Origin of the sequence: Blastococcus colisei (genome assembly GCF_006717095.1) — a bacterium.
Classification (GTDB): Bacteria; Actinomycetota; Actinomycetes; order Mycobacteriales; family Geodermatophilaceae; genus Blastococcus_B; species Blastococcus_B colisei.
Window position 1 is genome coordinate 2,326,360 of sequence record NZ_VFQE01000001.1, and the last position, 12,809, is coordinate 2,339,168.

Here is a 12,809-nt window from a genome sequence, read left to right on the forward strand (position 1 = left end):
AGCGCGCAGGCCGGGGCGGCGTCCGCGCAGTCACCTCGGCGGGGACGCCCGGCTGCCGGGACCGGCAGGCACGCCGACGAGGACGTTCAGCAGGGCGCCCACCGCCAGCCCGGCGCATGCGCCGCCCACGACGTCGAGAGGGGCGTGCGCGCCGAGGTAGACGCGGGCCAGCGAGTTCAGCACCGCCACGGCCACGACGACGAGGAGCCAGCGGCGGCGCAGGTACGGGGCGAGCAGGGCCACGAGGCCGAACGCGATGACGGCGTGACCCGAGGGAAAGGACGGCCCGGCCGAGGGGACGTCGCGCAGGACCGCCCCGGGGATGGTCGTCCCGGGGCGCTCTCGCGGCACGAGCGCCTTCAGCAGCTCGCGCTCGAGGCCCAGCTTCGCCGGCACCAGCAGCACCGATGCGAGGGCCAGCCGCAGGCGCCGCAGCACCAGCGCCGCGGCGGCCACTCCCAGCGGCACCCCGAGGACCCCGACGGTCTGGAACAGCCACAGCGGCGTCCGCAGCAGATCGGGCAGGCCGTTCACGGAGGTGAAGAGCCGCCGCTCGAGGGAGCCGACCGTGCCCGGCGCCACCGCCCACGCGCAGAGCGAGGTGACGGCAGCCGCCCACACGGCCGTGCCCGCGTCAGCCCGTCGGCGGCGGTAGGACGTGGTCATGCCGGCACCTGTGCGGAGTCACGTGACGAAGCGGTGCTCGAAGCGCGCCGCGAGCAGCAAGCCCAGGCCGGCCGGCAGCCAGAAGACGAGCAGCCGGAAGCCGAGCACCCCCGCGCAGGCACTCGCGAGAGGGGCGCCCAGCGAGGTCAGGGCCAGCAGCAGTGCGGCGTCGGCGGCGCCGGGCAGTCCGGTCGGCGGCACCATCGACCAGAGCAGGTGCAGCGCGCCGTACACGGCCGCGGTGGCGAGCAGGGGCACGTCGCCGCCCACGGCGTGCACGGCGGCGGCCAGGGCTCCGGCCTCCAGGGCGATCCCCAGGCTGGTCCAGCAGAGCTGGGGCCACCAGTTCCACCCGGCCGAGGCGCCGCCGGTCCGCCAGGTGAGGGCCGACCGCAGGGTTCGCGTCACGTGCCGCTGAGGTTCTTCCTCCTCCGCCGACCCGCCCGCCCTTCCGTGACCGCGGGCCAGCACCTGGCCCAGGAGCACCAGCGCCCACGCCACGACGCCGAGGAGCAGTGCGGGGACGAGCGACTCCGGCGTCCGCCAGCCGGTGAGCCGGCCCTCCACGGCCGCGAGGACGAATGTGCCGACGGCGACGACAGCGGCCGCGGCGATCGCGCCGGCGACGAACCGGTCGATCGACTGCCGGGCGGCGTCCGGCAGGACGCCTGCGCGTTCGAGGAAGCGGGCTGCCGAGCGCCGCCAGCCGGTGCGGCCGCGCAGCAGGGTCGCGCCGTCGGCCACCATGGCGGCACCGACGGTGCGGCCCAGCGCGATCCGTCGCTCGACCGTCATCAGCGCGGCGGCCGCCATCGCGACCCGCGCCAGCACCACGAGGGCGAGGGCGCCGCCCAGCCACCGCCAGCCACCGAGCTCGACCGACTGCACGACCGCGGTCGCCCCGCCGAGCAGCGGGACCCCGACCAGGATGAGCGCGGCGCCGGCACCCACGGCCGCCCGGGCGGCGGGGCCGGCCGGAGCGAACTGCGGCCGGCGCGGATCGGGCAGGTCCAGCCGCCGCCGCACCTCGCGGCGCAGCGCGCTCAGCCGGCCGGGTCGCGCGCGTTCACCCGCCCGGGTCGCGGCCGAGAGCGGCAGCGGGGCGAGGCTCGGCAGCGCCGCGGCGACCACCTCCGGGCCGAGCGCGTCCAGCGCGGTACCGACGACCAGCGCCGGATCGATGCGCAGCGCGAGGGAGGCCATCAGCTCGGCCACGTCGGCGTCGAGTGCCTGGTCCTCGGCGCCGGTCAGCGCGTTGCCGAAGTCCACCACCCACGGCTCGCCGTTCCCGTCGACCAGCACGCTGGAGGCGACCAGGTCGTGGTGGGCGACCCGTGCCGCCCGGAGCCGGGCCACCTGGCGCCACACCCGGGCCAGGAGGTGGGGGGTGACCTCCTCGGGCGGGAGGTCGTCGAGGTTCCGCCCCGGCACGTGTTCCTGGACGACGACGCCACCGCGGTCGGTGCCGCGCGCCAGGACCACCGGAGGCACCCGGACGCCGCGCTCGCGGGCGGTCATCGCGGCCACCGCCTCGTGCTCGGCCTGCTGACCCAGCGGCGCCACGGCGTCGGCGTCCTTGATGTCGCGGACGGCGACGAGGCGGTAGAGCCGGTAGAGCCAGTCCCGCTCGAAGCGATCGGGGTCGAGGACCTTCACGTAGAGCCGGCGGCCGTCCTCGTCGACGGCGGTGAACGGGTGCGAGCTGCGGGCTTCGACCGCCGCGGGCCACAGGTCGCGCACGGGGAGCCCGAAGCGGCGCAGCATGCCGGCCACCCCCGCCGGGGCCGGTTCCCAGCGCGGCACGCCGAGGACGTAGTGCACGAGGGAGCCGATGGCCCACCCCACGGCGGCTCCGCCCAGGATGTCCAGCGGCAGGTGCGCCCCCACGTAGACCCGGGCGAGAGCCACGGACCAGGCCAGCGCCCACGCCACCCGGCGGCCCCTGCGGGTCAGGTACGGCACCGCCGCGGTGGCCAGCGCCGCGGCGACGGCGGCGTGCCCGGAGATGAAGCCGATGCCGCCGACGTTGCCGTCGAGCAGGTTGGCGTCGACCAGGCCGGCCGGGCGCTCCCTCCCGACGATGCTCTTGACCAGGTCGGCGGCCAGGTACGCCAGCGACCCGGACACCAGCATGTCGCGGGCCATCCGGAATCGCTTCGTGAGGGCGGCGATCGCGGCGACGACCGGGACGGCGACGACGTTGCCCAGTTGCATGACCGCCCAGACGACCGGGAAGACGATCGCCGGCAGGTCGTTGACCACGCGGAACAGGTCGCGCTCGAGCACCGGGAGCTCGCCCCGCTGCGCGACCAGGAAACCGATCCCGAAGACGGCCAGTCCGAGGAACACGCGGACGAGGTCGACCGGATGCCGCTGGACGGCGCCCGGGCGGCGGGTTCCCTCGTGCCCGCGCGAGGTCGCTCCCTGCATCAGCGTCCGGGCCGTCACACCGACAGTGCACTGGAGACGGGAAGGCCCCGGCAAGGTGTTCCGGCACCGCCCTGCCGTCGTCCCGCCGTGTCGTCGTCCCAGCATGCAGGTGCGGGTGGACCGCCGGTGTCAGGCGGCCGTGCGTCCCCTGCCCCTGGCAGCGACGGGCGCGGAGTGGCCCGGCGCCGACCGCCGGGGCGGCACGTGCCGGCCGAGCCGATCATGGATCCGCTCGAGGTAGGCCCGGGCCTGCAGGTGGAGGGCGCCCGACGACGGGACGACCGCTCCCGGCGCCGACTCCAGTTCGGCCCTCAGGACGTCGCGCCGCTGCTCGAGCTCCGCCACCTCGGCCAGGAGGACGGCCCGCCGCGCGGCGACGTCGCGGTCCAGGCGCTCCCGGATCGCGGCCGCCTCGGCGTCGGCCCGGCGGCGCTCCTCGCGGCCGGTGCTCAGCATCCGCACGATGTCCTGGCGGGCCTGCAGCCGGGCCGCCTGGGCGTCGTCCCGGGCGCGCAGCCGGATCTGCTCGGCCGCCTCGGCGGCGTGCTGCTCGGTCTGCCGCGCCGACTCCAGCCGTGCCGTGGCCTCCGCACGGGCGTCCCTGCCCGTCCGCTCGGCGGCGGCGACGATCCGGCCGGCCTCGGCGGTCATGTCCGCCACCTCCACCGCGGCCGCGTCGAGCAGTCGCGTCGCCTCGGTCTCTGCGTCGGCGAGCACCGCGCGGGCACCGGCGGTGACGACCTCCGCCTGGGCGCACGCGACGGATCGGTGATTCTCGGCCTCGGCCCTGATGGTCTCGGCCTCGTCGGCGGCCGCGGCGAGCATCGACCCGATCCGGCGGGACTGCCGCAGGAACTCCCCGCCTCCCGACGAGTGGGAGAGCAGCTGCCGGGCCTCGTCGAGCTCGGCGCGCGTGCTGACGTGGACGGCGAGCAGGTGCTCGCGCTCGCGATCGGCGGTGGCCAGCTCGTCCTCGGCCCACTGGGCGTAGGTGTCGACCTGGAAGCGGTCGTAGCCGGCCACGGCGCGACGGAACATGGGCCCGGTATGGAGGACCGAGGGCAGGTCTCCGGAGACGTGCGGACGCTCACGCTCCCGCGGCCCGGTCTCCAGGACCGTCTCCGGTGCCGACACGGGGCGGGCAGCCCCCTCCTCGGCATGCAGCTCGACGCTCATCCCACCTGCCTCCCCACGCAGTTCGGGTACGGGTCGAGGAACGCTACGGCTCCGGATCGGCCCCGGGGCGGTGTGGCGGACAGGGGTCACTCGGAGGGGCTGGGTCCGCCGCTCGATCCGGCTGCCGGGTCGGCGACGCTCGCTCTGGCGTGACGTCGCTCACGAGGGTGAGCCCTGGGCGCCGGGATGCTCCGGAACCGTCGACGTGGCGCACCCTCGTCCCATGGCGCCAGAGCTGACCCCGCCGCCTCCGGGCAGCATGACCGTTCCGCCGCTGTTCGGCTGGGAGGAGATCGCGACCGTCCTGGTGCTCCTCGTCGCCCTCGGCGTCGCGTTCCTCGTGGTCGCGACGACCCGGGCGGGCGCGGCTGAGCGGTCGGAGTGGCAGGCATGGCTGGACGCGCGGTCGAGTCGCGGGCAGGACCCGCCGACGGTCCCGCGGGACTGGCGACGACGTGGTCTGGCGCCGGTCGGCCGACAGGAGACCGACGCGGTCCCGAACCCCGGCGCGGCGCGCCGAAGGCGGGACCCCGACGGCTAGGCTGTCGGCGACATGCCGAGGATCGCGCCACGCACGCTCAGTGTCGTCGTCGCGATGTCGTTGCTGGCGCTCACGGTGGCCCTGAGCTTCCTCACCTGGCACGTCAACGACAACAGCGAGGAGAGCCTGCTCCGCCGTCAGCTGGCCCAGATCGGCACGCTGCTCGGCAACGAGGCGACGGTCCTGGAGGTGCAGCTGGCCGACATGGGACTGGTCGCCGTCGCCACCGATGCGGACCCGGGTGCGTTCGCCCGTATCGCCGACAGGCAGGTGGACGAGACCGGCCAGTCGCTGTCGCTGTGGCGGGTGGGCGACGGAGTGGCCGAGCAAGTGGCCTCGCAGGGCCTCCCACCGCTGCTCCCGGAGGGTGGGACGGAGTCCCTCGCCGCGGTGCAGCCGACCGGCGACCTGGTGATCCTGGGGATCGTGCCCGGAGAGCCGGACCGGCTGGCGTACGCGCTGATGCCGGCGGAGGACGACACGGATCTGCTCGTCTACGCCGAGGCACCGCTGCCGCCGGACCGCCGGCTGGTCGTCCCCGAGGACTCTCCGCTGTCCGGTCTGGAGCTCGCGCTGTACCTGGGGGAGGAGGTGGAGCCCGAAAACCTGCTGCAGGCGACGGTGCCCACCCCCCTCCGCGGTGACACCGAGACCATGACGGTGCCGTTCGGCGACACCTCCATCACCATCGTCGGCTCGTCCCGGACCCACCTGACCGGTGCGCTGTCGGCGGCGCTGCCGTGGATCGTCCTGGGCGTCGGCGGCGTGCTCGCGGTGGGCGGGGGCCTGGTCCTCGAGTACGTGTCCCGCCGCCGGGTGGTGGCCGAGCGGCTGGCCGAGGAGAACGAGCGGCTCTACCGCCAGCAGCGCGGCATCGCCGGAACGCTGCAGCATGCGCTGCTGCCCGCCGTCCCGGAGGTCGACGGCGTCGAGGTCGCCGCGCGTTATGTCGCGGGCGTCGACGAGCTCGAGGTCGGCGGCGACTGGTACGACGTCATCGCCCGCGGCCCCGGTTGCTGCGTGTTCGTCGTCGGCGACATCTCCGGTCGCGGGCTCCCTGCGGCGACCACGATGGCCGCGCTGCGTTTCGCCGTCCGTGCCTACGTGTCCGAGGGCCATGACATCGAGGTGGTGATGGCCAGGCTGCGCGATCTGCTGGACATCGGCACCGATCACCAATTCGCCACCGTGCTGCTCGGTGAGCTGGACTCGACCGCCGGCCGGTTGCGCCTGGTCTCCGCCGGGCACTTCCCCCCGGCGCTGATCACCGACGACCAGGTGACGCTGCTGGAATGCCCGGTCGCACCCCCGGTCGGCGTACCCGCTCCCGCTCCGGCGCCTGCGGCGGTCCTGTCCGTCGGCAGGAGGGCCACGTTGCTCGCGTTCACCGACGGTGCCGTGGAGCGCCGGACCGAGACCATCGACGACGGGCTGGCGAGACTGGCGGCCGCGGCGGCCGCCGCGCGGTCGAGGCCGCTCGCCGCGATGGTCGACGAGCTGCTCGGGGCGCTCACCACCAGGGAGGACAAGGACGACACGGTGCTGCTGGGGTTGCGCTGGGGCTGACCGGTGGGTGCGGGTGAGCCGGTCAGCTGCTCTCGGGCACCCGGAGCTCGGCGATCGAGAGGTCGAACTCCGCGGTGTCGGTGACCTCGATGCCCAGCGACGGGCCGAACTCCTCCCGGAACTCCCGGGCACCCTCGGCGGCCTCCTCCAGGTCCGACCAGCTGTCGTAGGAGACCGTCGCGACGCCGATGCCCTCGCTGCGCCGCACCATGACGCTGACGCTGCAGAACCCGGGCAGGTCGTCCAGCTTCGGCATCAGGGACAGGCGGACGGCGTCCACGGCCTTGTCCACGTCCTCCGGGGCGGTGCGCGTCCAGGTGACGCGCGAGCAGGCGCCGTGGTGGGAGTCGTGCACCCGGTGCATGGCGGCGATCTCCCACTCGTCGACCTGCGAGGTGCCGCCGAGCACCTCGATCGTGCGCTGCTGGGAGGCCCGGACGGCGTCCTCGCTGGCCCGCATGGCGGCCTCGTCGCGCCAGGACGTCGTGACGATGCACCGGCCGGACTCGCGGTCGGCCAGCATCGACAGGCCGATGCAACCGTCCAGCTGCCGCACCGCCGGCATGTCCTCGGTGCGGACGACGGCGATGCCCTCCTCCACCGCCCGCGTGTTGCCGCGGATCGTCGTCGAGCGGGCGTACATGCGGTCCCCTCTCGCGGGTGCCCGGTAGCGGTGATGCTCAGCTGTACTGACTCTCCAGGATCTGCTGGACGTGCGCGAGGGCTGTCGCCAGTTCGCCGAAGCTGGTGCTCAGCGGCGAGAGCCCGATGCGCAGGCCGCGGGCCGGGCGGAAGTCGGGGATGATGCCGCGGCGCCACAGCTCGTCGACGACCGACTTCATCGCGTCGTGCTCGAGGGTGACGTGTCCCGCTCGGCGTTCGGCGTCGCGAGGCGAGGCGACGACGACCCCGAGCGGGGCGAGGACCTCGTCGGCGACGGCGATCGCGTAGCCGGTGAGCAGAGCCGACTTCGTCCGGATGGCCGGCATGCCGGCTCGGTCGATGAGCGCCAGCATGTCCTCGATCGGGATCATCGAGAGGATCGGCGGCGTACCGCTGAGGAACCGCCGGATACCCGTCGCGGGGACGTAGGCGCCGCCCATCGCGAAGGGCTCGGCGTGCCCCATCCAGCCGGTGACGGGCTGCGTCAGCTCGTCGTGGAGCCGGCGGGCGACGTAGCCGTAGGCAGGCGCCCCGGGCCCACCGTTGAGGAACTTGTAGCTGCAGCCCACGGCCAGGTCGACGTCCGCGGCGTCCAGGTGCACGTCGACGACGCCGGCGGAGTGGCAGAGGTCCCACAGCACCAGGGCGCCGGCCCGGTGCGCCGCGGCCGTGATGCCCGGCAGGTCCGCGATGTAGGCCGACTTGTAGGCGACGTGGCTGAGCACGACCAGGGCCGTCCGGTCGTCCACCACCGCCGCCACCTCCGCCGTCTGCACGCCCGTCGCCGGGTCGGGCTCGATCCAGCGGATCGTCCGGCCGGTCTCCGCGGCGACGGAGGCGAGGATGAAGCGGTCGGTGGGGAAGTTCTCGGTGTCGGCGACGATCTCCGAGCGCCCGGGCCGGGCGTCGACCGCCGCGCGGACGAGCTTGTAGAGCATCACCGTGGTCGAGTCGCCCACCACCGTCTGCCCGGCCGCGGCACCGAGCACGGCGCGGCCGATGAGGTCACCCACGGCGGTCGAGCGGTCCAGCCAGCGCTCGTCCCAGGCGCGGATCAGCCGCTCGCCCCACTCGCCGTCGACGAAGCCGGCCAGCCGCCCGCGGGTGACCGTCAGCGGCCGGCCCAGCGAGTTGCCGTCGAGGTAGGCGAGCACGCCGTCGGGCAGCACGAACTCGGACCGGAACGCGGCCAGCGGGTCGCGCTGGTCCAGCTCTGCGGCGAGATCGACGAGCTCCTGCGGGAGGCGGATGTCCTCAGGCACCGATGTGCGTCCGCACCGCGTAGAGCTCCGGGAAGAAGGTCAGGTCCAGCGCCCGCTTCAGGAAGCCCACGCCCGAGCTGCCGCCGGTGCCCGACTTGAAGCCGATCGTCCGCTGGACCGTCCGGAGGTGGCGGAAGCGCCAGAGCTGGACGGCGTCCTCGAGGTCGACCAGGTCCTCGCAGGTGGCGTACTCGGCCCAGTGGGCCGCGGTGTCCTCGTAGATCGCCGTGTACACGGGCAGCAGCGACGCGTCCTCCACCCACGCCTTCCGCACGTCGCGGTCGAGGAGGTGCGGCGGGACCCGGTGGCCACTGCGCGCCAGGAAGGACAGGAAGGAGTCGTAGACCGTCGGCGAGTCGAGCAGCTCCGCCAGCATGTCCTGGGCTTCCGGCCGCGACTCGAAGACGGTCAGCATGCGCTCGTTCTTGTTGCCGAGGATGAACTCGACGGCGCGGTACTGGTAGGACTGGAAGCCCGACGCGTTGCCCAGGACGCCGCGGAACTCGGTGTACTCGCTGGGCGTCAGCGTCGCGAGCACCGACCACTGGTCGGTGATGGTGCGGAAGATGTGCTTGACCCGTGCCAGACCCTTGCGCGCGCGCCGGACGTCGTCGGCGTCCAGACAGCTCCGGACGGCGCGCAGCTCGTGCAGCGCCAGCTTCAGCCAGAGCTCGGTCGTCTGGTGCGCGATGATGAACAGCGGCTCGTCGTGGTGGTCGCTGATCGGGCGCTGCGCCGACAGCAGCGTGTCGAGCGCCAGGTAGCCGCCGTAGTCCGTCCTCGCGCTGAAGTCCGTCGTCACGCCCGCTTCGATGGCGCGGACGCCGTCCTCGATCGCCATGGCGCCTCCCTCGTCCCCCCGGACGCTATCGCTGTCCGGTGCCCCGCCGAGGCGTCGTCGACCGATCGAGTAGTACTACCGCATGGACAGTTCCGACCGGACGGTGTCGTAGTGGCGACGGATGCCGAGGACCGGTCGGTGCTGACCCGGCAGGCGTCGCCTCCGGACGCCGTCGTCCCCTACGGCCCGCACGAGGAGCAGGTGGCCGACGTCCGGTTCGCCCGGGATGCCGCGCCCGGCCGGCCACTCGTGGTGCTCGTGCACGGTGGCTTCTGGCGTCCCCGGTTCGACCGGGCGCACCTGCGGCCGATGACCGAGGCGCTCGCCGCGGCCGGCTGGACGACGCTGACGCCGGAGTACCGGCGCATCCCCGGCCACCCCGATCTGGCCGTCGAGGACGTGCATGCGGCCGTGCGCGCCGTTCCCCGGTTGCCGGGGCTCGCCGGCCGGCGGGTCCTGCTCGCCGGGCACTCGGCCGGCGGCCATCTGGCGCTGCACGCGGCCGCGACCTTCGAGCTCGCACGTGCCCCGGCCGGTGTCCTGGCTCTCGCGCCGGTCGCCGACCTCCGGCGGGCCCAGGCCCTGCGCCTGGGCGGGGACGCGGTGCCGGCCTTCCTCGGCCGGGACGCCGGTGCCCGTCCCGACCTGGACCCTGCCCGGCTGCCGACGCCGGTGGGGCCGGTCCGGATCGTGCACGGCACCGGGGACGGCATCGTCCCGGTCGGGGTGAGCGAGTCCTACCTGCGGCAGCACCCCGGGGCGGTGCTGGCCGCCGTCGACTGCGGGCACTTCGCGCTGGTCGACCCGCTCAGCGCCGCATGGCCGACGGTGCTCGCTGCCCTCGAGGAGCTCGCCGGAGGGGCGTGAGACCGCTGACTGTTCCGCGGAGGCGGATCAGGCGGGCTCGGGCACGCCGCCCGGGTCGCCACCGGGATCGTCGGGCGATGCTTCGATCGGCGCCGGCGGAAGCTGCTCGGGTGCGTCAGGGAGCAGCTCGGCGGGGTCGTCGGGCACCGGCTCGTTCGGATCGATCTCCGGATCCGGCTCCGGCATGGGTGCAACCATGCGATGAGTCAACCAGCGCCTCGTCCCGAGCGCAGGGGCGCCGGCGCGGTCCCGCCCGGACCGTCAGGCGTTAGTATCGGTCCAGCACCGATCACCGTGCGGACGGCGCTCGTCCTGTGACGCACGTCCGTGCGCGCTCGTCGCGCCCCGGCCGGCGACCGGCGGGTCCGGGTCGACACCGGCGCGGGCTCTCGGGCCGAGCCCGTCGATCTCTCGGAGATCCCCGGGCCGAGTCGCCTCTCGGAGCGGCCGCCCCAGGCCTGTCGTCCGTCGGCCCGACCGCGGGACGGTGTGCGGTGCTCTGCCGCGGCGACCGTGCCGGGCACAGCGGAGGAGGAGTCTGTGGCTCGACCAGGACGGCGCGGGACGGGCAGTCGCCGCACCGCCCCGCGGAGGCAGCGTCGCGTGCGCGACGGCGACGATGTCATGGCGGTGATCGCCCGCGCCGTCCGTGAGGTCGAGGCGGCCGTCGGGCGCGGCCGTGTGACGCCCGCTGTGCGCACGAAGTTCCAGGTGGTCGCGCTGCTGGTGCGCGAGGAGCACGCCCGGGTCCGCGCGGAGCAGACCAGCAGCTCGACCGAGCGCGCCGAGCGGCTCAAGCGCCTGGACGGGATCGCGACGATCCTCGCCAAGACCGCCGTACGCGACCCCGCGCTCCTGGCGCTCCTCGCCGAGGACGCCGTCGTCTCGGACGCGGCCAGGTCCCTCAAGCGGGACATGCTGAGCGACGCCGGGATCGAGTCGCCCCCCGACGAGGTCGCGCCTCCGGACCGCGCGGCCGCCGCTGCACCTCCCGAGCGTCGGGTCGTGCCGCAGTCCGTCGTCTCGCGGCAGCTGGCCAACCCTTTCCTCGCCCCCGACTTCTCTGCCGCTCCGCCGCCCCAGGCCCGTCCCCGCCGGCTTGCCGGCTGGGAGCTGCTCGGCCCGCTGCTCAGTTCGTTCGAGCGCGCCGGCGGCGGGGCCTCGGCGTGCATGGCCCTCCCCGCGCCGTCCTCCCGGCCGGTGCCGGGTGGCCGGGAGCTGATGCCGCACCAGGCGCAGGTGGTCGCCGCTGCCGCTGCCGGCCACCGGACGTTCCTGCTCGCCGACGAGCCCGGCCTGGGCAAGACCGCTCAGGCACTGCTCGCGGCGGAGGCGGTCAACGCCTACCCGCTGCTCGTGGTCGTACCGAACGTCGTCAAGACCAACTGGGCGCGCGAAGCCGGGCTCTGGACGCCGCACCGCTCGGCCACCGTGGTCCACGGCGACGGCGAGACGGTGGACGGCTTCGCCGACATCGTCGTCGTCAACTACGAGGTGCTCGACCGCCACGTGGGCTGGTTCGGCGACTTCGGCTTCCGCGGCATGGTCGTCGACGAGGCGCACTTCATCAAGAACAAGACCTCGCAGCGCTCGCAGCACGTCCTGGAGCTCTCCGACCGCATCCGGTCCCGCACCGCGCGCCCCTTGCTCATGGCTCTGACGGGCACCCCGCTGATCAACGACATCGAGGACTTCCGGGCCATCTGGCAGTTCCTCGGCTGGATCGACGAGGCCAAACCGCTCGGCGAGCTGATGGAGTCGCTCGAGGAGACGGGACTGACGCCCGCCGATCCCGGGTTCTACCCCGCCGCCCGCGCCTGCGTGATCGACCGGGGCATCGTCCGTCGCCGCAAGGTCGACGTGGCGGCCGACATCCCCGCCCGCCGCATCGCCGACCTCCCCGTCGAGTTGGACGAGAAGGCCGGTCGCTCGATCCGGGCAGCCGAGCAGGACCTCGCCCGCCGGATGGTGCGGCGGTACGAGACCGCCCTGGCGAACCGCTCCTCCGACGTCGTCGTCGAGGGCATCGATCGGGAGCTGGTGCGCAGGGTGGCCCGGGCGGAGCTGAAGGACGCGACCGCGACGCAATCCGGGGAGAACGTCTTCAGCATGATGCGGCGCATCGGCCAGGCGAAGGCCGGCCCGGCCGCCGACTACGCGGCACAGCTCGCGCGCAGTGCGGGCAAGGTGGTCTTCTTCGCCAAGCACGTCGATGTGATGGACGCCGCCGAGGACGTCTTCGACCGGAACGGGATCCGTTACTCGTCGATCCGCGGCGACCAGACGCCCGGGTCGCGGCAGCGGAACATCGACGCCTTCGTGAAGGATCCCGGCGTCGCCGTCGCGGTCTGCTCCCTGACCGCGGCCGGCGTGGGGCTCAACCTGCAGGTGGCCTCCAACATCGTGCTCGCCGAGCTGTCCTGGACCGACGCGGAGCAGACCCAGGCCATCGACCGCAGCCACCGCATCGGTCAGACCGAACCCGTCACCGCGTGGCGCATCATCGCCGCGCAGACCATCGACTCCAGGATCGCCGAGCTCATCGACAGCAAGGCGGGACTCGCCGCCAGGGCGCTCGACGGGTCGGACGAGGAGGTCCCGTCATCGGCCGACGTGCAGCACGAGGCGCTCGTCGCGTTGCTGACCGACGCGTTGTCCGCGTCGCAGTAGCCGGTCGCACCGTCACGGACCGCACATCCGCCGATGCCGCAGCGACCCGCCGTCGATCGTCCGTGCCGGCATCGAGGCTTGTAGCGCCCCTGCACGGATGGCGCAGTGTTGTGGAGGCCTGAGGGTG

Annotated in this window: 11 protein-coding genes; 4 read left to right on the plus strand and 7 right to left on the minus strand. The window is 74.2% G+C overall.

Going from position 1 to position 12,809, the window contains the following annotated elements; all coding sequences use genetic code 11:
• Positions 1-30 precede the first annotated feature (30 nt).
• The 3 genes from FHU33_RS11100 to FHU33_RS26175 all read right to left on the minus strand — a co-directional run bounded on the left by FHU33_RS11100 (position 31) and on the right by FHU33_RS26175 (position 4,272).
• A complete protein-coding gene (locus FHU33_RS11100) occupies positions 31-666 on the minus strand; it encodes a phosphatase PAP2 family protein (RefSeq protein WP_142025419.1) in 636 nt (211 codons plus the stop codon).
• An 18-nt stretch (positions 667-684) separates the two neighbouring features.
• Positions 685-3,114 (minus strand): phosphatase PAP2 family protein, encoded by a 2,430-nt coding sequence (locus FHU33_RS11105; protein ID WP_170182414.1) that lies wholly within the window; start codon positions 3,112-3,114, stop codon positions 685-687.
• 111 nt (positions 3,115-3,225) lie between these two features.
• Positions 3,226-4,272, minus strand: coding sequence for a coiled-coil domain-containing protein (locus FHU33_RS26175; protein ID WP_142025421.1), 1,047 nt, complete (start codon positions 4,270-4,272; stop codon positions 3,226-3,228).
• 223 nt (positions 4,273-4,495) lie between these two features.
• On the opposite strand from FHU33_RS26175, the gene FHU33_RS11115 reads away from it, so the two are divergent.
• The gene (locus FHU33_RS11115; RefSeq protein WP_142025422.1) at positions 4,496-4,813 is read left to right on the plus strand and encodes a hypothetical protein; all 318 of its coding nucleotides are present in this window, start codon (positions 4,496-4,498) and stop codon (positions 4,811-4,813) included.
• A gap of 12 nt (positions 4,814-4,825) precedes the next feature.
• Positions 4,826-6,379, plus strand: coding sequence for a PP2C family protein-serine/threonine phosphatase (locus tag FHU33_RS11120; RefSeq protein ID WP_142025423.1), 1,554 nt, complete (start codon positions 4,826-4,828; stop codon positions 6,377-6,379).
• 22 nt (positions 6,380-6,401) lie between these two features.
• On the opposite strand, the gene FHU33_RS11125 is transcribed toward FHU33_RS11120, so the two are convergent.
• The 3 genes from FHU33_RS11125 to FHU33_RS11135 are packed head-to-tail and all read right to left on the minus strand — an operon-like array spanning position 6,402 to position 9,145.
• Positions 6,402-7,022: an antibiotic biosynthesis monooxygenase gene (locus FHU33_RS11125; protein WP_142025424.1), complete on the minus strand. Its 621-nt coding sequence runs from the start codon at positions 7,020-7,022 to the stop codon at positions 6,402-6,404.
• Between the two features lie 37 nt (positions 7,023-7,059).
• Positions 7,060-8,304 (minus strand): kynureninase, encoded by a 1,245-nt coding sequence (locus tag FHU33_RS11130; protein WP_211355076.1) that lies wholly within the window; start codon positions 8,302-8,304, stop codon positions 7,060-7,062.
• Positions 8,297-9,145, minus strand: coding sequence for a tryptophan 2,3-dioxygenase (locus FHU33_RS11135; protein ID WP_142025425.1), 849 nt, complete (start codon positions 9,143-9,145; stop codon positions 8,297-8,299). The genes FHU33_RS11130 and FHU33_RS11135 overlap by 8 nt, the downstream gene beginning before the upstream one ends.
• Positions 9,146-9,256: 111 nt before the next feature.
• On the opposite strand from FHU33_RS11135, the gene FHU33_RS26180 reads away from it, so the two are divergent.
• Positions 9,257-10,012: an alpha/beta hydrolase gene (locus FHU33_RS26180; RefSeq protein WP_142025426.1), complete on the plus strand. Its 756-nt coding sequence runs from the start codon at positions 9,257-9,259 to the stop codon at positions 10,010-10,012.
• 27 nt (positions 10,013-10,039) lie between these two features.
• Here FHU33_RS26180 and FHU33_RS24950 read toward each other — a convergent pair whose 3' ends face one another.
• Positions 10,040-10,198 carry a hypothetical protein gene (locus FHU33_RS24950; RefSeq protein WP_170182262.1) on the minus strand — a complete coding sequence of 53 codons (159 nt, stop codon included), beginning with the start codon at positions 10,196-10,198 and terminating at the stop codon, positions 10,040-10,042.
• A gap of 417 nt (positions 10,199-10,615) precedes the next feature.
• Between FHU33_RS24950 and FHU33_RS11145 the strand changes: the two genes are divergently transcribed.
• Positions 10,616-12,682 (plus strand): DEAD/DEAH box helicase, encoded by a 2,067-nt coding sequence (locus tag FHU33_RS11145; RefSeq protein WP_246063512.1) that lies wholly within the window; start codon positions 10,616-10,618, stop codon positions 12,680-12,682.
• Positions 12,683-12,809 lie beyond the last annotated feature (127 nt).

Coding starts and splice junctions, on each gene's coding strand:
- FHU33_RS11100 (WP_142025419.1), bottom strand. CDS start 666: ATGACCACGTCCTACCGCCGCCGACGGGCTGACGCGGGCACGGCCGTG.
- FHU33_RS26175 (WP_142025421.1), bottom strand. CDS start 4,272: ATGAGCGTCGAGCTGCATGCCGAGGAGGGGGCTGCCCGCCCCGTGTCG.
- FHU33_RS11115 (WP_142025422.1), top strand. CDS start 4,496: ATGGCGCCAGAGCTGACCCCGCCGCCTCCGGGCAGCATGACCGTTCCG.
- FHU33_RS11120 (WP_142025423.1), top strand. CDS start 4,826: ATGCCGAGGATCGCGCCACGCACGCTCAGTGTCGTCGTCGCGATGTCG.
- FHU33_RS11125 (WP_142025424.1), bottom strand. CDS start 7,022: ATGTACGCCCGCTCGACGACGATCCGCGGCAACACGCGGGCGGTGGAG.
- FHU33_RS11135 (WP_142025425.1), bottom strand. CDS start 9,145: ATGGCGATCGAGGACGGCGTCCGCGCCATCGAAGCGGGCGTGACGACG.
- FHU33_RS24950 (WP_170182262.1), bottom strand. CDS start 10,198: ATGCCGGAGCCGGATCCGGAGATCGATCCGAACGAGCCGGTGCCCGAC.